The following is a 23965-nucleotide window of genomic DNA, read 5'->3' as shown; positions in this document are numbered from 1 at the left end:
CATGATTGGAATTGTCGATTATGGCATGGGAAATTTGCATAGTGTCAGCAAAGCACTAGAGCGTCTTGGGCTGGACTATATTTTGTCCGATAGCATTGAGGAGCTAGCTGAGGTTGATGGTTTAATTTTACCTGGTGTTGGTGCCTTCCCAGATGCGATGAACATCTTAAATGAAACAGGACTAGCTGCGTTTTTACAAGATTGGGCGTTTGCGAAACGACCATTGCTTGGCATTTGTCTTGGGATGCAGCTTTTATTTGAAGAAAGTGAAGAGCACGGGAACACAAAAGGGATCTGCTTATTACCTGGACGTGTTGAGCGTTTCTCTGGAAAAACGGAGTCTGGCGAAACGTATAAAGTCCCACATATGGGCTGGAATAGGTTGACATTTAAAGACGCTGACCATCCGTTGCTTGATGGAGTCGATGAAGGACATGTGTATTTCGTTCACTCGTATGTAGTAAACACAGATGATGAATCTGTCTTACTTGCAACAAGTGATTATTATAAAGAGGTTCCTGCCGTTGTTGGACGGGGCTATGTGATGGGGGCGCAATTTCACCCAGAGAAAAGTAGTACAGTAGGAATGAGCATTTTAAAGAACTTTGGTAAATTAGTAGAAGAAGAGGTGGCAGGACGTGAGTAAGTTTATCATTTATCCAGCAATTGATATGAGAGATGGAAAATGTGTCCGTCTTGTCCAAGGCGATTATGATCAAGAAACAGTATATGGAGATTCTCCGTTTGATATGGCAAAGTCTTTTGCGGATGCAGGGGCAGAGTGGATTCACATGGTTGATCTTGATGGTGCGAAGGCGAAAAAACGTGTCAATCATGAGCATGTTGTCCGTGTAGCGAAAGAGCTGAATGCGAAAGTTCAAGTTGGTGGAGGTATTCGTACAGCTGAAGATATTGCGTATTATTTAGAGCAAGGCGTTGACCGTGTCATTCTTGGGAGTGTCGCGGTGAATAATCCGGAATTCACGAAAAAAATGCTTGCTAAGTATGGTGGCCAACGTATTGCGATTGGTTTAGATGCGCGTGATGGGTATGTGGTAACAGAGGGCTGGCTAGAAACGTCTTCTGTTAAAGCTGAGGAGCTAGCGCAGGAGCTTGTACGATATGGGGCTGAAGTGTTTATTTTCACCGATATTTCTCGAGATGGCATGCTATCTGGCCCGAATACAGAAGCCATTACGAACTTGGCAGTTGCGACTGGAAAAGAGGTCATCGCATCAGGCGGGGTGAGCTCACTAGCGGACTTAACTGAGCTTCGTACGAAAGCTGAAAAAGGAGTGGCTGGGGCGATTGTTGGAAAAGCGCTCTACACGAACCAATTCACGTTGGAAGAAGCGCTTCAAGGGGGAGAGTAATCGATGTTAACGAAACGAATTATCCCGTGTTTAGATGTAAAGGATGGCCGTGTTGTTAAAGGCGTTCAATTTGTTGATTTACGTGACGCTGGAGACCCAGTTGAGCTTGCTGCATTTTATGATGAGCAAGGAGCAGATGAACTTGTATTTTTAGATATTTCAGCCTCACACGAAGGTCGTAAAACGATGGTTGAGGTTGTTGAAGAGGTTGCAGGTAAACTAGCCATTCCGTTTACAGTTGGTGGCGGGATAAATACGCTTGAGGATATGAAGCGGATTTTACGAGCGGGTGCGGATAAAGTATCGTTAAATACAGCTGCTGTGAATCGTCCCGAATTAATTACCGAAGGGTCGGACTTTTTCGGCTCACAATGTATCGTTGTCGCGATTGATGCCAAGTACGACGAAGAACTAGGCTCATGGCGGATTTACACACATGGTGGTCGAAAAGCGACAGATTGGGAAGTAACCGATTGGGCGAGAGAAGCTGTTCGTCGCGGTGCTGGAGAAATTTTATTAACGAGCATGGACCAAGATGGGGCGAAAACGGGGTTTGATTTAGCGTTAACGAAAGCCGTTAATGATGCAGTTACGGTTCCTGTTATTGCCTCAGGTGGCGCTGGTAATAAAGAAAGCTTTTCTGACGTGTTCCAGCAAGCGAATGCGGATGCGGCTTTAGCTGCTTCGATTTTCCACTATAAGGAGACGTCGGTGGCTGAAGTAAAGGCATATTTAAAAACGCAAGGAGTGGAGATTCGATGAGTATAGAAACGATTAAGTTTGATGAAAAGGGTCTTGTTCCTGCGATTGTTCAAGATGCAGGCAGCAAAGAAGTGCTTACGCTTGCTTATATGAATAGGGAGTCGTTAGAAAAGTCGCTTGAAACGAGAGAAACGTGGTTCTACAGTCGCTCTCGCCAAGAGCTTTGGCATAAAGGGGCAACGTCAGGTAACACGCAACAAATCGTCGACATGCGTTATGATTGTGATGCGGATGCAGTAGTGGTATTAGTTGTTCCTGCTGGTCCTGCTTGTCACAAAGGTGAATATACATGCTTTGCTGATTCATTATTAGGTGAAAAGGTGAATGTGAATCCGACTCGTTTTGCGATTTTGGATGAGCTTGAAGAAACGATTGCGAAGCGTGAGGCAGAAATGCCAGAAGGGGCTTATACAACGTATTTGTTTGAAAAAGGCGTTGATAAGATTTTGAAGAAGGTTGGCGAAGAGGCTGGAGAAGTCATTATCGCGGCAAAAAACCGGGATCCAGAAGAGCTTAAGTGGGAAGTCGCTGATTTACTTTACCATACGATGGTGCTTTTACGTGAACAAAAGCTTCCCCTTGATGATGTTCTTGCGGTGCTTGAAGAAAGACATAAACCGAAAAAAGCAGAATAAGGGAAGCTGCTGAAAAACCTTCTTAAGTAACTCAAAGAAGAAGTAATGGCTACGCACGTTGCACGCTTTGCTACGAAAAAACCACTCGTAGCAAGGTTTTCAAAATCGGGCAACGGCTACGCACATTACATAAAGGCCACTGGAAAAGGAAAACCCACCCTTTTTCAGTGCCCTCGAATAAGGATGCACCTCCAAAAGATTTTATTTCCAAATCTTTTGGAGGTCTTTTTTTGAAACAAATTAGAAAAAATAAAAATAGAAATTTAATATGATGTTTAGAAATCTGCGTTGAAAATGCCAACTATGTCTAAATTTATTGTATACTAGGACTTATGAATGAAATGCTGGAGGAATTGACTTAATGGATGGAACCCATCAAACACAGAAAGATAAGCGCACCACTGTTGTTCCTTTTTTTAGGAGTGGAGATTACTTTTTTCACCGTGGAATTGTTGCGTACCGAAAAAATCATTTGCAACGAGCCGTTAAACTCTTTGAGAGGGCGGTTAAGCTAACAAATCAGGAGCCTGTTTTTCATATTCAGTTAGCAGCTGTTTTGTCGGAACTCGGTGAATATGAGCGTTCAAATGAGATTTTATCAACAATTTTACAGGAACAAGGGGATGAGCAATCGGAATGCTATTTCTTTATGGCTAACAATTATGCTTATTTAGGGCTTTTTGAAAAAGCTGAGAATGCAGTCATTCGGTACTTGAAGCTCTGTCCTGAGGATGGGTTTTCTGATGATGCTCGTGATCTTCTTGAGCTTCTTCAGTTTGAGCGCAGCGAAATAGACGGTTGGGAAGATTACGAGTCGGAATCTGATGAATTAATCATTGAGCATGAGAAAGCAAGAACATTACTTAGAAATGGGGATGTGAAGGCTGCGATTCCGATTTTAGAATCGGTCATTCAGTCACATCCTACATGTTGGGCGGCACATAATCATTTAGCAGAGGCTTATTATCGTGAGGGCAAGGATGAAGCGTTTGCGATTTGTGAACACATTTTAAATGAGGATAAAGGGAATTTATTTGCGATCTGTAATTTAGCGATGTTTTTTACTGCTCAAGGAGACACTAAACAAGCCGAGCCTTTCGTTTCAGCATTACGTCAAGTATACCCGCTTGATGTCGATCATCACGTAAAGGTAGCTCAAGTGCTATGTACGGTTGGTGATTATCAGCAAACGGTTGAAAGAATGAAAATGCTTGAGACTTACATGTTCGACCAACGACCTGAGCTGTTACTTTGCTACGGAATTGCCTTGTACCAGCTTGGTTACGTAGAAAAAGCAAATGGATATTGGCGTCGTGCTTCAGGCTTGGGGTATCGCATAGCCCAACAGCTGTTAGAGGAAAGTACGGTTGGAACATTATCAAAAAGCAATCTTAAATATGACATTTGGCGATAGATTTAGATTAGGTTGCTTGTACAAAGAAAAGCGGGGCTTATTCTATAAGCATATTTATAGACAATATGTTTTAATTTGGCTACGATGAAATTGTAATCGAGAGCGGTCGGAATAGGGAACGACCTAATTCCATCGATAGAGTGTTGAGGAGTGTGAGTATGATGAGTGAAGAAAAAATTTACGATGTTATTATTGCTGGTGCTGGTCCTGCTGGGATGACAGCAGCGGTTTATACATCACGTGCTAACTTAAGTACAATTATGCTAGAGCGCGGGATTCCTGGGGGACAAATGGCAAATACAGAGGATGTTGAAAACTACCCAGGATTTGACCATATTCTAGGGCCTGACTTATCAACGAAGATGTTTGAGCATGCGAAGAAATTCGGTGCTGAATATGGCTATGGTGATGTAAAGGAAATCATTGACGAAGGAGATATTAAAGTCGTCAAAGCCGGGAGCAAGGAATATAAGGCGCGAGCTGTTATTGTTGCGACTGGCGCAGAATATAAAAAAATCGGTGTGCCTGGTGAAAAGGAATTAAGCGGGCGCGGTGTTTCGTATTGTGCCGTATGTGATGGAGCGTTCTTTAAAGGCAAAGAGCTTGTTGTTGTAGGTGGAGGTGACTCGGCAGTTGAGGAAGCGGTCTATTTAACACGATTTGCATCGAAAGTAACGGTCATCCACCGTCGTGATCAGCTACGTGCTCAAAAGATTCTCCAAGATCGTGCGTTTAACAATGACAAAATCGACTTTATTTGGAACCATGTTGTGAAAGAGATCAATGCGGAAAATGGTAAAGTCGGAAGTGTCACGATTGAGGATACAGAAACTGGAGAGCAAAAAGATTTTAAAACGGATGGTGTGTTCATTTATATTGGTATGCTTCCGCTTAATGAAAGCGTCAAAAACCTTGGTATTCTAAACGAAGAAGGCTATGTTGTGACAAATCAAGAAATGGAAACAAAAGTGCCTGGTATTTTTGCTGCTGGGGACGTACGGGAAAAGTCTTTACGCCAGATTGTCACAGCGACTGGGGATGGAAGTTTAGCTGCTCAAAATGTTCAGCATTACGTTGAAAGTTTGGCAGAAAAGGTAAAGTAATACAATCGATATAAAACGTAATTCGGTCTTAATCAGACTGTAACAATCATGAAACAAAAAAAGGGTACTATAAGAGTAAGTAATTGACCCCCTTTTTTATATAATTTTTGCACGGACGTTACGTCCGTGCCCTTTTTTTACACAGAACCACATCTAAGTTTTACAACCCAAACCAACTTTTTACAGATTCTATCATGATATTTCCATATTGATTCACAAGATGTTCACCTTGATTCCCTAATCCTTGTAATTGTGACGACATGAAAATGATCGTATAATGTTAAGGTAGGAACGTGAGGTGAAGTCATTGCAGCGTGTAACAAATTGTCTTTTAGTTGATGGTAATAGGTCCTTGCTATTACAAAAGCCAAGCAAGGGCTGGTGGGTAGCTCCTGGTGGTAAAATGGAAGCAGGAGAAACGATTAAAGAATCCGTTTGTCGCGAGTTTCGCGAGGAAACAGGACTTCTTCTTAAAGATGTTCAATTAAGAGCAGTTTTTACGATTCTTATAAAAGAAGATGATACGATCATTTCGGAATGGATGATGTTTACATTTAAGGCGACTGAGTTTGAAGGTGAGCAGTTAGATGAATCGCCTGAAGGTAAGTTAGAGTGGAAGAATAACGAGGACATTTTAGCATTACCGATGGCAGAAGGAGATACGTATTTATTCCGTCATTTACTCGAAGGAGACGGGATGATGTACGGAACGTTTCATTATACGCCGGATTTTAAGCTCCTGTCGTCGCGTCTAGATCCATTACCTGAGTAAAGAAAGGTCTAATACGTCAGCTTACGCGTTCTTCTCAGCTTTTGAATGGGTGAAAAGCTCGTTATATTTTTATAAAGAAGGTGAAATCGTTGACGTCTAAGCAAGAGGAAATTCAAATCGTCATTATTACAGGAATGTCTGGGGCCGGTAAAACCGTAGCTGTTCAAAGTTTTGAGGACCTTGGTTATTTCTGTGTTGATAATTTGCCACCGGCGCTTATACCAAAGTTTGTTGACCTTATTGAAGGGTCTAATGGAAAAATGAATCGTGTGGCATTGGTGATTGATTTAAGAGGTCGAAAGTTCTTCGACCATTTATTCGAAGCGATTGACACGATCAGTCAATCACCGAATATTAATTTAAAAATGCATATCCTATTCCTTGATGCAAAAGATGCAAAACTTGTCCAACGTTACAAAGAGACTAGACGCTCACATCCTCTTGCAAAAAGTGGTCTTCCTTTAGAGGGAATTCAATTAGAACGAGAAATGTTAGAAGAAATGAAGGGACGTTCACAGCAGATTATTGATACGACCGATTTGAAGCCAATTCAACTGCGGGAAAGAATTATCCAACGGTTCGCTTTAACAGAGCGTCATCCGTTTACGGTTAATGTCATGTCATTTGGGTTCAAATATGGCATTCCAATTGATGCTGATTTAGTTTTTGATGTGCGTTTCCTACCAAATCCACATTATATTGACCATATGCGTCCCAAAACAGGATTGGATGAAGAGGTTTCTTCTTACGTTTTGAAATGGTCTGAAACCCAGCAATTTATCGAGAAATTGAATGACTTACTAACGTTTATGCTTCCACAATATAAACGTGAAGGGAAGAGTCAAGTTGTCATTGGAATTGGATGTACGGGTGGAAAGCACCGCTCTGTCACATTAGCAGAATATTTTGGTGAGGCCTTTTCTGATGAGTTTGTCATACATGTTAGTCATCGAGATATTGATAAGGATAAAGGGAAGGAAAAGGTTACGTGAAAAAGAAAAAAATAGTTGTTATCGGAGGAGGAACCGGGTTATCGGTTCTATTAAGGGGATTAAAAACGTTCCCTGTTTCGATTACAGCCATCGTTACAGTAGCTGACGATGGTGGAAGCTCCGGAAGACTACGCCAAGAATTAGATATTCCACCTCCAGGTGATGTACGAAATGTGCTCATCGCCTTAGCGGAGGTGGAGCCTCTAGTGGAGGAATTATTCCAGCATCGTTTTAAAAATGGAAACGGGCTATCTGGCCACTCACTAGGCAATCTATTATTAGCTGGAATGACATCGATAACGGGTGACTTTTCTAGAGGGATTACGGAGTTAAGTAAGGTGTTAAATGTCCGTGGAAAAGTGCTTCCGGCAGCAAATAGAAGTATTGTTTTACATGCCGAAATGGAAGATGGAACGATTGTAAGTGGAGAGTCAAAAATTCCACTCGAGGAAAAACAAATCAAGCGTGTGTTCTTAACGCCTGATCAGATTCAACCGTTGCCTGAAAGTATACGTGCGATTAAGAACGCAGATTTAATTGTTTTAGGGCCAGGCAGTTTATATACAAGTGTGCTACCGAATTTACTCGTTCCAGGCATCTGTGAAGCAATTCTTGAATCTAAGGCACGTAAAGTATACATTTGTAATGTCATGACTCAGCATGGAGAAACCGACCATTATTCAGCAGCGGACCATTTACAAGGAATTGTTAGTCATTGTGGTCCTGGTTTAGTTGATGATATTCTTGTCCATGGTTCGATCATTTCGCAACAGGTAAAGGAGCGATATGCTGAAGAAAAAGCCGAACCTGTTATAGTGGATGAAGAACGTCTAGCAGCGATGGGAGTAAATATTATCAAAGATCATTATGTAATAGAACAGGAAAACATGCTTCGTCATGATGCGATAAAGGTATCGCGTGCCTTGCTTCAAGCAGGACGGTACACAAAATGAATGTTTATACGTATAGAGAACCAATCTCGTTCTCTATACGGGTTAAAAAGGGGTGAGACCGTTGTCCTTCGCAGCCACAACAAAAAAAGAATTAACACAGCTTGAATATAAGTTATGCTGTGCCAAGGCAGAATTGTCAGCTCTCATCAGAATGAATGGGACACTTTCATTAGGGAATCGGCAGTTTGGGTTAGATGTAACCACTGAAAACGCTGCCATCGCAAGAAGAATTTACACATTGATAAAAAAGCTCTATCCAACGATGTATGTGGAACTTCTTGTTCGTAAAAAAATGCGCCTAAAGAAAAATAATGTTTACCTCGTTCGGATGACACAAGAAGCAAAAAGTCTTCTGGAGGAATTAGGGATTCTCGCAGAAGGATTCCTGTTTACTAGAACGATTCCGAAGTCATTAATTGAATCAACATGCTGCAAACGTGCCTATCTTAGAGGGGCTTTTTTAGCAGGTGGCTCGATTAATCATCCAGAGACCTCTTCGTACCATCTTGAGATTTTTTCATTATATGAAGAACATAATCAATCTTTATGTGAATTAATGAACGAATATCAATTAAAAGCAAAAACTTTGGAACGTAAGAAGGGGTTCATCACGTATATAAAAGAGAGTGAAAAAATTACCGAATTTTTAAATGTTATCGGCGCACATCAGGCCTTACTCTATTTCGAAGATGTACGCATCATGAAGGACATGCGTAATTCAGTGAACCGCCTCGTCAATTGCGAAACCGCGAATTTAAATAAAACGGTCGGGGCAGCACTAAGGCAAGTAGAAAATATACGCTTAGTAGACCGAGAACTTGGCTTGGCCCAATTGCCGCCAAAATTAAAAGAAATTGCTGAATTACGAATGAAGCATCAGGATGTTACATTAAAGGAGTTAGGAGAAATGGTTGAAAGTGGTAAAGTGAGTAAATCAGGTGTGAACCATCGTCTCCGGAAAATTGATGAAATTGCCGAGAAAATTCGCTCAGGCCAACCTTTTGAACCAAATAAATTGTAAAAAATGTGAGGGGGAAACGACATGGTTGAAAAACAAGTAGAAGTGAAATTGAAATCAGGATTACAAGCAAGACCAGCTGCCTTATTCGTACAAGAAGCAAATCGCTTTTCATCAGAAGTCTTTATTGAAAAGGAAAACAAGAGGGTCAATGCTAAAAGTATTATGGGCCTCATGAGCTTAGCTATCGGCCAAGGCTCAACAATTAACCTCATCGTCGACGGCAAAGACGAACAAGACGCCCTAAACGCATTAGTCGCGTTTATTGAAAAAGACTAACTCGAGCGTTTTTCTCGAGTTAGTCTTTGAAAGCCAGAGGCGGCCTTCCACTGGCTCGTTATTTGACTCGAGCGTTTTTCTCGAGTTAGTCTTTGAAAGCCAGAGGCGACCTTCCTCTGGCTCGTTATTTAACTCGATCGGTTTTCTCGAGTTAATCTTTTCAAAAAAACTCTTGGAGCAAAGCCCCAAGAGTTTTTTTTGTTCGTATAATATTATTTTGCATTTGGCGTAGAGATAATATCATCAATTAATCCGTAATCTTTTGCTTTTTCAGCTGTCATAAAGTTATCACGGTCTGTGTCACGTGCGATTACGTCAATTGGTTGACCTGTGCGATCCGCTAAAATTTTATTTAACGTTTCGCGCATTTCGATAATGCGACGAGCGTGAATTTCAATATCAGATGCTTGCCCACGTGTTCCACCAAGTGGTTGGTGAATCATCACTTCACTGTTAGGAAGCGCGTAACGCTTACCTTTTTCCCCAGCAGCTAAAAGAAATGCACCCATAGATGCTGCCATACCAATACAAATCGTTGATACTTTAGGCTTAATGAAGTTCATTGTATCGTAGATCGCCATACCAGCTGTGATTGAGCCGCCAGGGCTGTTAATGTAAAGGGAAATATCCTTTTCAGGGTCTTCAGCATTCAAGAAAAGAAGCTGTGCAACGATTGAGTTTGCAACATTATCATCAATGGCACTACCAAGCATTACGATGCGATCCTTTAACAAACGAGAATAAATGTCATAAGCACGTTCGCCTCGGTTCGTTTGTTCAATGACAGTAGGGATTAAGTTCATATAAATTCCTCCTTGTGGATATGAGTTTTGCAATTATGTATATCATACTTAAAAGGTCAAAGAAGGTCAAATGATTTGCCTTGCTTTGAATGTGAATATCCGTCTTACGAACATTCCTATCTTATACTATTCACGATTAAGCCTTTTAAACCCTTCTTTCATCTTATCCGTTTTTCATAATCCTCAAACAAAAAAGTAATATGATATTCAATCATACTTTTTCAACAAATCAAATATAAACAATATTATACGAAGTAAACGTTTTCATTTCAGTGATACCATCTATGTGCTATGATGAGGAAAGGAGGGGAGAAGGCATGGAGCTTGGTTTTTATCAAAAACAAATGACAAATTTGGTCATGACAAAGGAATTACAACAAGCGATACATTTATTACAATTTTCTACGATTGAGCTTACGTCCTTTATCCATGAACAAGCACTTGAGAATCCTCTTATCGAATTAAAGGAGCAACCGCCAACAGATTTATTCCAATTCGATCGGAAACGAACAAGGCCGACTAATGACGTATCGCCGCTCGACTATGCGGTAATCGAACATACAAGTCTAAACAAAATATTAACGGAGCAGCTCCGACTACTTTCCTTGCCGAAAGAATGGGAAAAGGGGATTCGCTATTTCATTCATAGTTTAGATGACCATGGATATTTAACTAGAGGTTTTGAAGAGATTTGTGAGGAACTGGGAGCACCGTTAGAGCAAGGTGAGCGCCTGCTTCATATATTGCAAACCTTTGAGCCAGCAGGAGTTGGGGCAAGAAATTTGCAAGAGTGTTTACTTCTACAGCTGCGTCGTCTTCCTAAGCGAGAGGCATTGGTCGAGGAAATTGTGAGTGGTTATTTAACGGAGCTTGCTGAGAAGAAGTGGAAGGACATTTCGAAAGATTTACACATTTCATTAAGTGACATCCAAGAAGTATATGATAAAATTCAATTACTTAATCCAAGACCGGGGTTGCGCTATCATGATGAACCTGCTCAATTTGTGAAGCCTGACCTTAGCCTTGTTTGGAAAGAAGGAGAATTAGTTGTCATTCCGGATCAACAGTTACCTCTCATTCAGATTAACCGTGATTACGAGTATTTATTGAATCAATCAAGTGATGAGGTAGCACAATATGTAAGAGAAAAATATCAGCAGGTGCAATGGTTAATGAAAAGTATTCACCAACGTCAGCACACGATTCTAAAGGTAACTGAGATGATTGCGCAACATCAGTTTGATTTTTTTAAGTCACCAAAGGGAACACTCAAACCGTTAACATTGCGACAAGTGGCTGAAGAAATTGATATGCATGAATCGACCGTGAGTCGGGCTACAACAAATAAATATGTGTATACGCCTAGAGGTGTCTTTGAATTAAAAGCATTATTTTCATCTAGCGTTCAAGGCGAGGATGGACAATCGACCTCTAGCCAGGCAATTAAAGAAAAACTCAAGCAAATTGTTCATGTTGAAAATAAACAAAAACCACTATCAGATCAAAAGTTAGTGAACATTTTGGCAGAGGAGCATGGCATGTCCGTGTCAAGACGAGCGATAGCTAAATATCGAGATGAACTCGGTATACCTTCGTCATCAAAAAGGAAAAGGTACGAATAGGAAAGGGAAAAGTAACCATGATAAACATGACGATTTATTCTAAAGAAAATTGTCCTTTATGCGATAAAGGTGTGCGAATTGTCGAAGAATTAAAAAAAGATTTTTTATTCGAATATGATGTCATTGATATTTATAAAGATGATGATTTACTTGAGAAATATCAAGTAATGATACCGGTTGTAGTGATCGGCGATGTTGAAATTGATTTTGGACAGCTTTCGAAAGAGAAAATAAGAAAGGGCTTACAAGAGGCGATTGGATAAAATATACTTGTGAAGCGACCACTTCCTTGATAGAATAAAAATGAAGATAGGATTTGGTCTTATTTTTTTGCTCTATTCGGGACAAAAAACGTCTAAGCGGGACTCAATAAGTCCCGAGAGTTGTAGTATACAAAAAATAAGGGGTTTTCGCTCTATGCGAGTATTATTAGACATTCAGCAAAAATTATTACCAGATCTTTTGGATGTAATGGTGAAACGTTATCGTATTCTCCAGAACATTCGTGTCATGCAACCAATTGGTAGGCGAAGCTTATCTTCAAACATTCAGCTGTCTGAACGAGTTTTACGCAGCGAGGTTAACTTTTTAAAGGAGCAGGGGCTTGTTCACTTTGCTAGTGCTGGGATGAGTATCACCGCTGATGGCGAAGCATTGTTTCTTCAACTTGAGGACATGATGAAAGAGCTGCTAGGTTTACGCTCACTTGAAACTGAGCTTGAACAAAAGCTCGGTGTAAAAAAAGTACTTGTTGTTTCTGGAAACAGTGACGTGGATAGCTGGGTAAAGCGGGAAATGGGACGCGCCTGTGTGGCTGAGTTAAAGGAGCACCTTTTACCAAACGATGTGATCGCGGTAACGGGTGGTACAACCATCGCTGCAGTCGCCGATATGATGACTCCAGAGCATCGAACACGTAACTTAATGTTTGTTCCAGCGCGCGGAGGTCTTGGTGAGAGAGTGGAAAATCAGTCGAACACGATTAGTGCTCAGTTTGCTAGTCGAGCAGGGGCTCAGTACCGAATGCTTCATGTTCCTGATCAGCTTAGTGAGGATGCGTATTCTTCTCTTCTTTTAGAGCCGTCACTTAAGGATATCCTGAAGCTGGTGAAATCCGCACGAATTGTTATTCATGGGATTGGTGAAGCTAAAACGATGGCTTCGCGCCGTGGGTCTTCACAGGAATTTATCGACAAGCTTGAACGAGAACATGCAGTCGCTGAGGCATTAGGTTATTATTTTAACCGAAATGGTAAGGTTATTCATAAACAGCGAACCATCGGTCTTCAGCTTGATGATTTAGAAAATGAAAAAATGGTCATTTCAGTAGCTGGTGGTCACTCAAAGTCTGAAGCAATTTTTGCTTATATGAATTGCAGACCGAGTGATGTGTTAATTACAGATGAAGCAGCGGCGAAATCGCTTCTGCACTTAACTTGAGATAAAAGGGTTTGCGCCCTTTTTGATATATTATAAAAATTATACAATTATTAGGAGGAATTTTGATTATGGCAACGAAAATCGGTATTAATGGTTTTGGTCGTATTGGACGTAATGTATTCCGTGCAGCACTTAAGAACCCTAACGTAGAGGTTGTAGCTATCAATGATCTTACAGATGCAAACATGCTTGCTCACCTTTTAAAGTATGATACTGTACACGGTAACCTTGATCTAAGCATCGAAGTAAAAGACAATGCGTTAGTAGTGGATGGAAAAGAAATTAATGTATCTGCTGAGCGCAACCCAGCTGACCTTAAGTGGGGCGATCGTGGTGTTGAAGTGGTTGTTGAATCAACTGGTTTCTTCACAAAGCGTGAAGATGCTGCGAAGCACTTAGAAGCTGGCGCTAAGAAAGTTATCATTTCTGCTCCTGCATCTGATGAAGATATCACTGTTGTTATGGGTGTTAACGAAGATAAGTATGACGCTGGAAGCCACCACGTTATTTCAAACGCTTCTTGTACAACAAACTGTTTAGCTCCATTTGCTAAAGTATTAAACGACAAGTTTGGTCTTAAGCGTGGAATGATGACAACTGTTCACTCTTACACAAATGACCAACAAATTCTTGACCTACCACACAAAGATTACCGTCGTGCTCGTGCGGCTGCTGAAAACATCATCCCAACAACTACGGGTGCTGCGAAGGCTGTTGCTCTTGTACTTCCTGAACTTAAAGGTAAATTAAATGGTGGAGCGTTACGTGTACCAACTCCTAACGTTTCTCTAGTTGACTTAGTAGCTGAGCTTGATAAAGAAGTAACAGCTGAAGAAGTAAACGGAGCTTTAAAAGAAGCGGCTGAAGGTCCATTAAAAGGAATCCTTGGATACAGTGAAGATCCATTAGTATCTAGTGACTACAATGGTAACCCTGCTTCTTCAACTATTGATGCTCTTTCTACAATGATTATGGAAGGCAACATGGTTAAAGTCATTTCTTGGTATGACAACGAATCTGGTTACTCACACCGTGTAGTTGACCTTGTTGATTACATTGCTAAGCAAGGACTATAATCTAAGATAGCAGGGAAGAGGAGGAAGAAGGACAAGTTCTGACTCCTCTTTCCGCTGTCAAGATTCTGCAGTCATAAACATACAAGAGGGGGCCAATTTGATGAACAAACTAACGATTCGCGATCTTGATTTAAAAGGAAAAAAAGTTTTTTGCCGTGTTGATTTTAACGTTCCAATGAAAGACGGTAAGATCACAGATGAAACGAGAATTCGTGCAGCAATTCCTACAATTGAGCTATTAATTGAAAAGGGTGCACGTGTCATCCTTGCAAGCCACCTTGGTCGTCCAAAGGGTGAAGCAGTGGAAGAGCTTCGTTTAACACCTGTAGCAGCTAGACTTGGTGAGCTTTTGGGAAAAGATGTTAAAAAGGTTGATGAAGCACACGGTCCTGTTGCTGAAGAAGCAGCAAACGGTTTAGCAGATGGCGATGTTTTATTACTTGAAAACGTACGTTTCTATGCTGGCGAAGAGAAAAACGATCCTGAATTAGCGAAGGCTTTTGCGGCACTTGCAGATGTGTATGTAAATGATGCATTCGGTGCAGCCCACCGTGCTCATGCGTCTACTGAAGGAATTGCACATTTATTACCGGCAGCAGCGGGTCTTTTAATGGAAAAAGAGCTAGATGTGTTAGGTAAGGCACTTTCAAATCCTGAACGTCCATTTACGGCAATTGTTGGTGGAGCAAAGGTTAAGGATAAAATTGGTGTTATTGACAACCTATTAGACAACGTTGATAACCTTATCATTGGTGGAGGGTTAGCGTATACGTTCGTTAAAGCGTTAGGTCATGAAGTTGGTCTATCACTTCTTGAAGAAGACAAGATTGAATTAGCAAAGTCGTTTATGGAAAAGGCGAAAAAGAATGGTGTTAAATTCTACATGCCTCAAGATGTAATTGTTTCTGACGATTTCTCAGAAGATGCTAATACACAAGTAGTGGATATTGATTCGATTCCTTCTGACTGGGAAGCACTTGACATCGGTCCGAAAACGCGTGATACATATGCAAAGGTAATCAGCGAATCGAAGCTAGTGATTTGGAACGGCCCAATGGGTGTATTCGAATTAAATAAATTTGCTGAAGGAACAAAAGCGGTAGCAAATGCTTTAGCAGATAGCAAGGGCACGTATTCTGTTATCGGTGGTGGGGACTCAGCAGCAGCGGTTGAAAAATTCGGCCTAGCTGATCAAATGAGTCACATCTCAACAGGCGGCGGTGCATCCCTTGAATTCATGGAAGGTAAAGTACTCCCAGGCGTAGCAGCGTTAACAGACAAATAAGTAAAAAGCGGTTTTCTTTTTACTTATTTGTCGAAGCAGTGAGCGAAGTCGCTGTCCGGTTTTAAAGCTTTGTGGGCGGTTTTCCCGCAAAGCGCACAGCGAACGGAGCCATGGCCGCTGAACAATCCTTTTAATCCAAAAATAGAAAGGAAGTTTTCTATATGAGAAAGCCTATTATTGCAGGAAACTGGAAGATGAACAAAACACTTGGAGAAGCGAAGCAATTCGTGGAAGAAGTAAAGGCGCAAATTCCAGCAAATAGCGAAGTAGATTCAGTCGTTTGTTCACCGGCTTTATTTCTTGAAAGCCTTGTAAGTGCAACGAAAGGAACGGACTTAAAAGTAGGTGCACAAAACGTTCACTTTGAAGAAAACGGTGCATTTACAGGTGAAATTAGTCCAGTTGCACTTGCTGATATGAACGTTGACTATGTGATTATCGGTCACTCTGAGCGTCGTGAAATGTTTGCTGAAACAGATGAAACAGTAAACAAAAAGGTTCATGCTGCATTTAAGCACAACCTCGTACCAATTATGTGCTGCGGTGAAACAGACGAAGAGCGTGAAGCAGGTAAAACGAATGATATCGTAAAAGGCCAGGTTGAAAAAGGCTTAGCTGGATTAACAGCTGATCAAGTAAAGAAAACGGTTATTGCTTACGAACCAATTTGGGCAATCGGTACAGGTAAATCCTCTTCGGCTACGGATGCAAATGAAGTTTGTGCATACATCCGTAAAGTGGTAGCTGAATCATTCTCAACAGAAGCTGCTGAAGCTGTTCGTATTCAATACGGTGGGAGTGTAAAACCTGCAAATATTGCAGAATACATGGCTCAACCGGATATTGATGGTGCTTTAGTTGGTGGAGCAAGCTTAGAGCCAGGTTCATTCCTTGGACTTTTGGAGGCAGGAAAATGAGTAAAAAGCCAGTCGCTCTTATCATATTAGATGGTTTCGCGATGAGAGACGAGGTCAAGGGAAATGCCGTTGCTCAGGCGAAAAAGCCGAATTTCGATCGTTACTGGAATCAATTCCCGCATGCGACACTTGAAGCAGCTGGTGAAGCGGTAGGGTTACCTGAAGGACAAATGGGGAACTCTGAAGTAGGGCACTTAAATATTGGTGCTGGGCGTATCGTGTATCAAAGCTTAACACGTGTAAATTTATCGATTCGTGAAGGAGATTTTTTTGAAAATCAAACGTTTCATGATGCGATGACACATGCTAAGGAAAAGAAGAGTGCATTACACGTTTATGGTCTTCTATCTGACGGTGGAATCCATAGTCACATTAATCACCTTTTTGCTTTACTTGACCTTGCAAAGCGTGAAAATGTTGAAAAAGTGTATGTACATGGTTTCCTAGATGGACGTGATGTCGGTCCCACTTCTGCCGAGAGCTACATTAAAGCATTAGAAGAAAAGCTTGAACAGCTTGGTAATGCAGAGCTAGCTACTTTACATGGTCGTTATTATGCAATGGATCGTGATAAGCGCTGGGATCGTGTGGAGAAATCATATCGCGCAATGGTTTATGGCGATGGACCAACATACACATCCGCGACAGAAGTGCTAGAAGATAGCTATAAAAATGGAATTCATGATGAATTTGTGATTCCTTCTGTTATTACGAAGGATGGTCAGCCTGTTGGTACGATTCAAGATAATGATGCAGTTATTTTCTTTAACTTCCGTCCAGACCGTGCTATCCAAATGTCTCAAGTGTTTACGAACGAAGATTTCCGTGGTTTTGACCGTGGAGATAAGCATCCGACGAACCTTCACTATGTTTGTTTAACGCATTTTAGTGAGACGGTCAATGGCTTTGTTGCATTTAAACCGACAAATCTTGATAACACGTTAGGTGAAGTACTGTCACAGCAAAACTACAAACAGCTACGTATTGCGGAAACGGAAAAATACCCGCATGTAACGTTTTTCTTTAGTGGTGGTCGTGAGGAGCCATTCCCTGGTGAAGAGCGAATCTTAATTGATTCACCAAAGGTTGCGACGTATGACCTTCAGCCAGAAATGAGTGCGTATGAAGTAACAGATGCACTTTTAGCTGACATTGAAGCAGATAAGCATGATGCAATTATTTTAAATTTTGCAAACCCTGATATGGTTGGTCATTCTGGTATGCTTGAACCGACAATTAAAGCAGTTGAAGCAGTGGATGAGTGTTTAGGAAAAGTTGTTGATGCGATTGTTGCAAAGGGTGGCGCAGCGGTGATTACAGCTGACCACGGAAATGCAGATGAAGTTATTACGGTTGATGACAAGCCGATGACAGCTCATACAACAAATCGTGTCCCTGTAATTGTAACTTCTGAGGATGTAACGCTTCGTCAAGATGGAATTCTAGCGGATCTTGCTCCAACAGTGCTATCGCTGTTAGGCGGAAAGCAGCCTGAGGAAATGACAGGAAAAACATTAATTAAATCTTAACGCTTTTCTAACAAAAATGGTTTATACTATATGATGGAAAAATATACAGTTAAAAATTAAGGAGTGACGTAAAATGACAACAATTACTGATATTTATGCACGCGAAGTACTTGATTCACGTGGTAACCCAACAGTAGAAGTAGAAGTATATCTAGAGTCTGGCGCAATGGGACGTGCCCTTGTACCAAGTGGTGCTTCAACAGGTGAATACGAAGCAGTTGAGCTACGTGATGGTGGCGAGCGTTATATGGGGAAAGGCGTTCTTAAAGCTGTTCAGAACGTAAACGATGTAATTGCTCCTGAGCTTATCGGTTTTGACGCACTTGATCAACTTGGAATCGACCAATTAATGATCGAGCTTGATGGTACAAGCAATAAAGGAAAATTAGGTGCTAACGCAATTCTTGGTGTTTCTATGGCTGTAGCTCATGCTGCTGCTGAAGCGCTAGGTGTACCTTTATATGTATACCTTGGCGGATTCAGCGCGAAACAACTTCCGGTACCAATGATGAACATCATCAACGGTGGTGAGCATGCTGATAATAACGTAGACATTCAAGAATTCATGGTTATGCCAGTTGGTGCCGAAAACTTCCGTGAAGCACTTCGCATGGGTGCGGAAATTTTCCACAACCTTAAATCTGTTCTTAAGTCAAAAGGCTACAATACTGCTGTAGGTGATGAAGGTGGTTTCGCACCAAACCTTTCTTCCAACGAAGAAGCGCTTCAAACAATCATCGAAGCAATCGAAAAAGCTGGCTACAAGCCTGGTGAAGAAGTAAAGCTTGCAATGGACGTAGCTTCTTCTGAGCTTTACAACAAAGAAGACGGTAAATACCACCTTTCTGGTGAAGGTAAAGTATTCACTTCTGAAGAAATGGTTAATTTCTACGAAGAGCTTGTTTCAAAATATCCAATCATCTCAATTGAAGATGGTTTAGATGAAAATGACTGGGATGGCCACAAGCTATTAACAGAGCGTCTTGGCAACAAAGTTCAGCTTGTTGGTGATGACTTGTTTGTTACAAACACTGCGAAGCTTAAAGAAGGTATTGAAAAAGGTATTTCTAACTCAATCCTTATCAAAGTTAACCAAATCGGTACATTAACTGAGACATTTGAAGCAATTGAAATGGCGAAGCGCGCTGGTTACACAGCAGTAATCTCTCACCGTTCTGGTGAAACTGAAGATTCAACAATCGCTGACATCGCTGTTGCAACAAATGCTGGTCAAATTAAAACAGGTGCTCCTTCACGTACAGACCGTGTTGCGAAGTACAACCAACTTCTTCGTATCGAAGACGAGCTTGCGAATGTTGCTCAATACGGCGGCATCGACGCATTCTACAACTTAAAGAAGTAATTCTTTTTACCAGAGCCCTGCACAGATTTTGTGCGGGGCTTTTTTGTCTGCTATTAAGATTTGATGATAAATCTCAATTTTTGATGATAAATCATAGAAAAATGATGATAACTTTTCATTTTTGATGATAAAATCAAAAAATCGCTGATAACTGACGAAAAGCAGTCTAATCATTTTTTAATATTGCCCAGCTACCTGAAATTGTGGTAAAGTAATATAAGCGCATATTGTGCCTGGAGGTGTAAAAGTTGCAAGCACTTGTAATCGTATTACTAGTAATCGTATCTATCGCATTAATCGCAGTTGTTCTTCTGCAATCAGGTCGTAGTGCAGGTCTTTCAGGAGCCATTTCTGGTGGAGCAGAGCAATTAATGGGGAAGCAAAAAGCACGTGGGATTGATGCAGTCTTAAGTAAAGCGACGGTCACACTAGCTGTTTTATTCTTCGTTTTAACGATTGTACTCGCATATTTCGTGTAACAGACAAGCAGTAGGTCCATACCTACTGCTTTTTTACATAGCCGCAAACTTGTTTTGCGGCGGCAGCCGACGAACGTATCTAAGCCAGAATTTTAGCACCATTTAGCCGGTGGCAAATAGTACAAGCCAATATATTAATCAAAAAGTAGGTGAGAAAATGATTGGATGTCTATGTTTGCATGGTTTCACTGGTGAGCCGTGGGAGGTAGAGCCAGTCGCAAAGCATTTTTTAAATAAAAAATGGCTCGTCTACACGCCGACACTCCCGGGGCATGGACCGAATGGGAATCTGCGCGAGGTTACCTATCAGCAATGGGTGTATGTAGCGGAAGTGGCGCTTAAAGAGCTTTTGTACCGATGTGAAAAAGTGTATGTCATTGGCTTTTCAATGGGAGGTATGCTAGCTTGTTATTTAGCGACTAAATATCCAGTTGCAAAGCTCGTCTTACTTAGTACCGCAGCCTATTATTTGAATCCTCAACAGCTTTTGCAGGAATTAAAGGACATCGTAAGGAAACAAGTACGAGGACAGTTGAAGGAGGACACCCATTTTCAGCTTTACCGTAAAAAAATAATCGAGACGCCATTAGCTGCTGTTTTTCAATTTATGCAGGCGGTTAAGCGGATTCGACCGTATCTTCGCCATGTGAATGTTCCGACATTGATCATTCAAGGTGAACGAGACGGTATAGTTCCGAGAAAAAGCGCACATTATTTATTTGAGAACATCGGTACTGTTGAAAAGAGAATGATTTTTCTAAAGCATGCTAAGCATATGATTTGCCATGGCTTTGAGCAAAAAGATTTAATAGATGAGATTGACGCGTTTTTAAGTAAGGACGTGGAAGGAAGGAAAGATACAACATGAAATTGGTGGCACCTAAACCATTTACCTTTGAAGGGGGAGAGCGAGCTGTCCTCCTCCTGCATGGATTTACAGGAACGACGGCCGATGTACGTATGATTGGTCGATATTTACAAAAACAAGGATACACATGTCATGCTCCTCTTTATAAAGGACATGGTGTACCTCCAGAAGAACTAGTACATACAGGCCCTAATGACTGGTGGGAAGACGTCTTAGCTGGGTATCAATTTTTAAAAGATCGCGGACATGAAGAAATTGCAGTTTGTGGTTTATCGCTTGGAGGGGTATTCTCATTAAAAATCGGTTACACTTTACCTATAAAGGGGATCGTTCCGATGTGTGCACCGATGCGTCCGAAGACAGAAGATGCTATGTATAAAGGGATTTTAGCTTATGCGAAGGAATATAAAAAGCGTGAGAGAAAGCCTGATACACAAATTGATGAGGAGATGGAACGATTTAAGGAAACGCCGATGACAACATTAAAGGCATTGCAGCAACTAATCGAAGGTGTTCAGCAGCACCTCGATCATATTTATGCCCCTGTCTTTATTGCTCAAGCAAGACATGACCAAATGATCGATGTTGAGAGTGCTACTATTATTCACGACAATATCGAATCTGAACAAAAAGTGTTGAAGTGGTATGAGGAATCAACACATGTAATTACGTTAGATAAAGAAAAGGAACAGCTGCATGAGGATGTGTATCGATTTTTAGAGAAACTCGATTGGTCGGTATAAGGCCAGTTGAAGGCTGTTCCAATATAGAAAGGAGTCGATACAATGGAGAAAAAAGTACAGGAATTACTAACCTTTTTTCGGGAAAAAACAGATAAACCACTTTCTGTTTCAGAAATAGAAGAAGCCTTTAAAATTGACGGAAGTGATGAGTTCAAGGAGCTTGTCAAATCGTTAAACGAATTAGAAAACAGCGGGCTGATTGTTCGTACGCGCAGTGACCGTTATGGGGTTCCTGAAAAAATGAACCTTATTCGAGGACGTGTGCAAGGGCATGCGAAAGGGTTTGCTTTTATTATTCCTGAGGAAGAAGGGCATAAGGATGTTTACGTCTCACATGCTGATTTAGAAAGTGCGATGAATGGAGATACGGTACTCGTTCGAATTCATCAGCAATCATCAGGAACGCGTCCTGAAGGGAAGGTCGTTCGAATTATTGAACGCGGCGTAACCGAGGTTGTAGGAACGTATAATGATCAAGAGTCCTATGGCTTTGTGATGGCAGACGATAAGCGGATTCCAAATGAAATTTTTATACCGAAAACTGCCGACAAAGGTGCTGCCGATGGTCATAAAGTGGTCGTTAGGATTGTGAAATATCCAGAAGGCCGGATGAGTGCCGAAGGGGAAGTTATAAAAATTCTTGGGCATAAAAACGACCCAGGTATGGACATTTTATCAATCATCTACAAGCATGGCATTCCGCTAGAGTTTCCTGATGAGGTTCTTGAGCAAGCGCAATCGGTCGGCGATACGATTAACCCTGAAGAAATTAAAAACCGCCGCGATCTACGTGATGAAACGATTGTTACTATTGACGGTGCTGATGCGAAAGACTTAGATGATGCCGTTCATGTTAAGCGACTCAATAACGGTCATTATGTGCTAGGGGTACATATTGCTGACGTGAGTTATTACGTCACAGAAGGTTCCCCGATTGATAAAGAGGCAGCGGAGCGTGCAACTAGTGTGTATTTAGTTGACCGTGTGATTCCGATGATTCCACACCGTTTATCAAATGGGATTTGTAGTTTAAATCCGAAAGTGGACCGTCTTACGCTTTCATGTGTGATGGAAATTGATCCGAATGGACAAGTCGTAAAGCACGATATTTTCCAAAGTGTAATCAAGACGACAGAGCGAATGACGTACAGTGATGTGAATAAAATTCTTGTTGATAAGGATGAAGAAGTGAGAGGGAAATATGAAGGCTTACTCCCATTCTTTGAAGACATGGAAGAGCTTGCCGCTATTTTACGGAAAAAACGCTTTGACCGTGGCGCGATTGACTTTGATTTTAAAGAGGCTAAGGTTCTCGTTGATGAGGAAGGAAAAGCAACCGATGTCGTTTTACGCACACGTTCTGTAGCAGAAAAATTAATTGAGGAATTTATGCTAGCAGCTAATGAAACGATTGCAGAGCATTTCCATTGGTTAAAGCTACCGTTCGTGTACCGGATTCATGAAGACCCAGATGTGGAAAAGCTGACAAAGTTCCTTGAATTCATTACAAACTTTGGCTATGTCGTGCGTGGAACAGCGAATACTATTCACCCACGTGCCTTACAAAAGCTGTTAGAAGAAGTACGTGGGGAGCCTGAGGAAACGGTTATTAGTACTGTTATGCTTCGTTCGATGAAGCAAGCGAAATATGATCCGAATAGTCTTGGTCACTTCGGTCTTTCGACGGAATTTTATACGCATTTTACGTCACCAATTCGACGTTATCCAGATTTAATTGTGCATCGCTTAATTCGCGAGTATTTAATCAAGGGTAATGTTGATGAGCAAACTCAGGAGCATTGGCGTGAAAAGCTGCCGGGGTTAACTCAGCATTCATCGGAAATGGAGCGCCGTGCCGTTGAAGCAGAGCGTGACACAGACAGTGTGAAGAAAGCACAATACATGGAAGACAAGATTGGCGAAACCTTTACGGGAATCATTAGTAGTGTCACTAACTTTGGCCTTTTCGTTGAGCTAGAAAGCACGATTGAAGGTCTCGTTCATGTAAGCTATTTAACCGATGACTACTATCACTTTGATGAAAAGCAGTATGCGATGATTGGTGAGCGAACAGGTCATGTGTTCCGTATTGGCGATGAAATCGAGGTTCGTGTTGTGAGTGTCAATGTCGAAGAATCATCAATTGATTTTGAAATCGTCGGCATGAAGGAGCGCAAGCCACGTGAAAGAAAGAGTCGTCCAACCGTTATTGTAGGCGGGAAACGTAAGCCGAAGCAAGGTGCACCTGTTAACGCTAGAGATGGTGCAAGAAGCGACGGACCTGATAAAGGCCGTAAAAAGAAAAAGAAGAAGCCGTTTTATGAAAATGCACCAGGTGCAAAACGAAAAAAGGGCCGTAAAAAGAAGAAATAAGCGAAAAAAGGTTCTAAAAGTGCCTTACGATGGGAAACCCACTCATCGTGAGGCCACTGAAAAATTACTTCTTGTAACTCAAAGAAGGAGTAATGGCTCCACATGTTGCTCGCCCTGCTATGAGAAAACCACTCATGGCAGGGCTTTCAAAACCAGGCAACGGCTC

24 protein-coding genes are annotated in these 23965 nt (G+C 41.4%); 23 read left to right on the top strand and 1 reads right to left on the bottom strand.

The genetic code is table 11. The annotated features are described in order from the left end of the window. Position 1 precedes the first annotated feature (1 nt). The 11 genes from hisH to B1R93_RS11800 all read left to right on the top strand — a co-directional run bounded on the left by hisH (position 2) and on the right by B1R93_RS11800 (position 9301). Positions 2-646, top strand: a complete 645-nt coding sequence (hisH, locus tag B1R93_RS11850) for an imidazole glycerol phosphate synthase subunit HisH (protein WP_088104166.1) — start codon at positions 2-4, stop codon at positions 644-646. Then, positions 639-1373 carry a 1-(5-phosphoribosyl)-5-[(5-phosphoribosylamino)methylideneamino]imidazole-4-carboxamide isomerase gene (hisA, locus tag B1R93_RS11845; RefSeq protein ID WP_088104165.1) on the top strand — a complete coding sequence of 245 codons (735 nt, stop codon included), beginning with the start codon at positions 639-641 and terminating at the stop codon, positions 1371-1373. The genes hisH and hisA overlap by 8 nt, the downstream gene beginning before the upstream one ends. 3 nt (positions 1374-1376) lie before the next feature. After that, the gene (hisF, locus tag B1R93_RS11840; protein WP_088104164.1) at positions 1377-2135 is read left to right on the top strand and encodes an imidazole glycerol phosphate synthase subunit HisF; all 759 of its coding nucleotides are present in this window, start codon (positions 1377-1379) and stop codon (positions 2133-2135) included. After that, a complete protein-coding gene (gene hisIE, locus B1R93_RS11835; protein WP_088104163.1) occupies positions 2132-2770 on the top strand; it encodes a bifunctional phosphoribosyl-AMP cyclohydrolase/phosphoribosyl-ATP diphosphatase HisIE in 639 nt (212 codons plus the stop codon). Before hisF ends, hisIE begins: the two co-directional genes overlap by 4 nt. A gap of 361 nt (positions 2771-3131) precedes the next feature. Then, entirely contained in the window at positions 3132-4184 is a 1053-nt protein-coding gene (locus tag B1R93_RS11830) for a tetratricopeptide repeat protein (RefSeq protein ID WP_088104162.1), read from the top strand. 161 nt (positions 4185-4345) lie between these two features. Further along, positions 4346-5287 (top strand): thioredoxin-disulfide reductase, encoded by a 942-nt coding sequence (gene trxB, locus B1R93_RS11825; RefSeq protein ID WP_088104666.1) that lies wholly within the window; start codon positions 4346-4348, stop codon positions 5285-5287. 307 nt (positions 5288-5594) lie between these two features. Further along, entirely contained in the window at positions 5595-6059 is a 465-nt protein-coding gene (locus B1R93_RS11820) for an 8-oxo-dGTP diphosphatase (protein ID WP_088104161.1), read from the top strand. Positions 6060-6148: 89 nt separating this feature from the next. After that, complete coding sequence (rapZ, locus tag B1R93_RS11815; protein WP_088104160.1) at positions 6149-7051, top strand: RNase adapter RapZ; 903 nt, start codon at positions 6149-6151, stop codon at positions 7049-7051. Continuing rightward, positions 7048-8004 carry a gluconeogenesis factor YvcK family protein gene (locus tag B1R93_RS11810; RefSeq protein ID WP_088104159.1) on the top strand — a complete coding sequence of 319 codons (957 nt, stop codon included), beginning with the start codon at positions 7048-7050 and terminating at the stop codon, positions 8002-8004. The genes rapZ and B1R93_RS11810 overlap by 4 nt, the downstream gene beginning before the upstream one ends. A 61-nt stretch (positions 8005-8065) precedes the next feature. Next, positions 8066-9025, top strand: a complete 960-nt coding sequence (gene whiA, locus B1R93_RS11805; RefSeq protein WP_088104158.1) for a DNA-binding protein WhiA — start codon at positions 8066-8068, stop codon at positions 9023-9025. 21 nt (positions 9026-9046) lie between these two features. Next, complete coding sequence (locus B1R93_RS11800) at positions 9047-9301, top strand: HPr family phosphocarrier protein (RefSeq protein ID WP_088104157.1); 255 nt, start codon at positions 9047-9049, stop codon at positions 9299-9301. 212 nt (positions 9302-9513) lie between these two features. Here the strand turns inward: B1R93_RS11800 and clpP are convergent, their stop codons facing one another. After that, positions 9514-10104, bottom strand: a complete 591-nt coding sequence (gene clpP, locus B1R93_RS11795) for an ATP-dependent Clp endopeptidase proteolytic subunit ClpP (protein WP_088104156.1) — start codon at positions 10102-10104, stop codon at positions 9514-9516. 317 nt (positions 10105-10421) lie between these two features. Between clpP and rpoN the strand changes: the two genes are divergently transcribed. From rpoN to rnr, 12 genes are all read left to right on the top strand, one after another. Then, entirely contained in the window at positions 10422-11726 is a 1305-nt protein-coding gene (gene rpoN, locus B1R93_RS11790) for an RNA polymerase factor sigma-54 (protein WP_088104155.1), read from the top strand. Between the two features lie 17 nt (positions 11727-11743). Continuing rightward, positions 11744-11989, top strand: coding sequence for a glutaredoxin family protein (locus B1R93_RS11785; protein WP_342587522.1), 246 nt, complete (start codon positions 11744-11746; stop codon positions 11987-11989). A 154-nt stretch (positions 11990-12143) separates the two neighbouring features. Then, on the top strand, positions 12144-13166 hold the full coding sequence (locus B1R93_RS11780; RefSeq protein ID WP_088104154.1) for a sugar-binding transcriptional regulator: 1023 nt from the start codon (positions 12144-12146) through the stop codon (positions 13164-13166). A gap of 68 nt (positions 13167-13234) precedes the next feature. Beyond that, complete coding sequence (gap, locus tag B1R93_RS11775) at positions 13235-14242, top strand: type I glyceraldehyde-3-phosphate dehydrogenase (RefSeq protein ID WP_088104153.1); 1008 nt, start codon at positions 13235-13237, stop codon at positions 14240-14242. Between the two features lie 100 nt (positions 14243-14342). Next, positions 14343-15527 carry a phosphoglycerate kinase gene (locus B1R93_RS11770; protein WP_088104152.1) on the top strand — a complete coding sequence of 395 codons (1185 nt, stop codon included), beginning with the start codon at positions 14343-14345 and terminating at the stop codon, positions 15525-15527. 161 nt (positions 15528-15688) lie between these two features. Next, the gene (gene tpiA / locus B1R93_RS11765) at positions 15689-16444 is read left to right on the top strand and encodes a triose-phosphate isomerase (RefSeq protein WP_088104151.1); all 756 of its coding nucleotides are present in this window, start codon (positions 15689-15691) and stop codon (positions 16442-16444) included. Next, positions 16441-17973 (top strand): 2,3-bisphosphoglycerate-independent phosphoglycerate mutase, encoded by a 1533-nt coding sequence (gene gpmI / locus B1R93_RS11760; protein WP_088104150.1) that lies wholly within the window; start codon positions 16441-16443, stop codon positions 17971-17973. Before tpiA ends, gpmI begins: the two co-directional genes overlap by 4 nt. A gap of 73 nt (positions 17974-18046) precedes the next feature. Next, positions 18047-19336, top strand: a complete 1290-nt coding sequence (eno, locus tag B1R93_RS11755) for a phosphopyruvate hydratase (protein WP_088104149.1) — start codon at positions 18047-18049, stop codon at positions 19334-19336. A gap of 248 nt (positions 19337-19584) precedes the next feature. Continuing rightward, positions 19585-19815: a preprotein translocase subunit SecG gene (gene secG / locus B1R93_RS11750; RefSeq protein WP_088104148.1), complete on the top strand. Its 231-nt coding sequence runs from the start codon at positions 19585-19587 to the stop codon at positions 19813-19815. A 157-nt stretch (positions 19816-19972) separates the two neighbouring features. Beyond that, positions 19973-20683, top strand: a complete 711-nt coding sequence (locus tag B1R93_RS11745) for an alpha/beta hydrolase (RefSeq protein WP_088104147.1) — start codon at positions 19973-19975, stop codon at positions 20681-20683. After that, positions 20680-21426 carry an alpha/beta hydrolase gene (locus B1R93_RS11740; protein ID WP_088104146.1) on the top strand — a complete coding sequence of 249 codons (747 nt, stop codon included), beginning with the start codon at positions 20680-20682 and terminating at the stop codon, positions 21424-21426. Before B1R93_RS11745 ends, B1R93_RS11740 begins: the two co-directional genes overlap by 4 nt. Before the next feature lie 42 nt (positions 21427-21468). Beyond that, entirely contained in the window at positions 21469-23799 is a 2331-nt protein-coding gene (rnr, locus tag B1R93_RS11735; protein WP_088104145.1) for a ribonuclease R, read from the top strand. Positions 23800-23965 lie beyond the last annotated feature (166 nt).

It is taken from the genome of Halalkalibacter urbisdiaboli, from assembly GCF_002156385.1.
In the GTDB taxonomy this organism is placed as follows: domain Bacteria; phylum Bacillota; class Bacilli; order Bacillales; family Bacillaceae_D; genus Halalkalibacter_A; species Halalkalibacter_A urbisdiaboli.
Note: the sequence above shows the minus strand (reverse complement) of the source record. Positions and strands in the feature narration are given on the sequence as shown.

What these genes read in the sequence shown, in the direction of transcription:
- B1R93_RS11780 (WP_088104154.1), top strand. Translation starts at nt 12,144, where the DNA reads ATGCGAGTATTATTAGACATTCAGCAAAAATTATTACCAGATCTTTTG.
- trxB (WP_088104666.1), top strand. Translation starts at nt 4,346, where the DNA reads ATGAGTGAAGAAAAAATTTACGATGTTATTATTGCTGGTGCTGGTCCT.
- B1R93_RS11740 (WP_088104146.1), top strand. Translation starts at nt 20,680, where the DNA reads ATGAAATTGGTGGCACCTAAACCATTTACCTTTGAAGGGGGAGAGCGA.
- B1R93_RS11800 (WP_088104157.1), top strand. Translation starts at nt 9,047, where the DNA reads ATGGTTGAAAAACAAGTAGAAGTGAAATTGAAATCAGGATTACAAGCA.
- B1R93_RS11830 (WP_088104162.1), top strand. Translation starts at nt 3,132, where the DNA reads ATGGATGGAACCCATCAAACACAGAAAGATAAGCGCACCACTGTTGTT.
- B1R93_RS11770 (WP_088104152.1), top strand. Translation starts at nt 14,343, where the DNA reads ATGAACAAACTAACGATTCGCGATCTTGATTTAAAAGGAAAAAAAGTT.
- rpoN (WP_088104155.1), top strand. Translation starts at nt 10,422, where the DNA reads ATGGAGCTTGGTTTTTATCAAAAACAAATGACAAATTTGGTCATGACA.
- clpP (WP_088104156.1), bottom strand. Translation starts at nt 10,104, where the DNA reads ATGAACTTAATCCCTACTGTCATTGAACAAACGAACCGAGGCGAACGT.
- hisF (WP_088104164.1), top strand. Translation starts at nt 1,377, where the DNA reads ATGTTAACGAAACGAATTATCCCGTGTTTAGATGTAAAGGATGGCCGT.
- eno (WP_088104149.1), top strand. Translation starts at nt 18,047, where the DNA reads ATGACAACAATTACTGATATTTATGCACGCGAAGTACTTGATTCACGT.
- hisIE (WP_088104163.1), top strand. Translation starts at nt 2,132, where the DNA reads ATGAGTATAGAAACGATTAAGTTTGATGAAAAGGGTCTTGTTCCTGCG.
- B1R93_RS11785 (WP_342587522.1), top strand. Translation starts at nt 11,744, where the DNA reads ATGATAAACATGACGATTTATTCTAAAGAAAATTGTCCTTTATGCGAT.
- rnr (WP_088104145.1), top strand. Translation starts at nt 21,469, where the DNA reads ATGGAGAAAAAAGTACAGGAATTACTAACCTTTTTTCGGGAAAAAACA.
- B1R93_RS11745 (WP_088104147.1), top strand. Translation starts at nt 19,973, where the DNA reads ATGATTGGATGTCTATGTTTGCATGGTTTCACTGGTGAGCCGTGGGAG.
- tpiA (WP_088104151.1), top strand. Translation starts at nt 15,689, where the DNA reads ATGAGAAAGCCTATTATTGCAGGAAACTGGAAGATGAACAAAACACTT.
- hisH (WP_088104166.1), top strand. Translation starts at nt 2, where the DNA reads ATGATTGGAATTGTCGATTATGGCATGGGAAATTTGCATAGTGTCAGC.
- gap (WP_088104153.1), top strand. Translation starts at nt 13,235, where the DNA reads ATGGCAACGAAAATCGGTATTAATGGTTTTGGTCGTATTGGACGTAAT.
- gpmI (WP_088104150.1), top strand. Translation starts at nt 16,441, where the DNA reads ATGAGTAAAAAGCCAGTCGCTCTTATCATATTAGATGGTTTCGCGATG.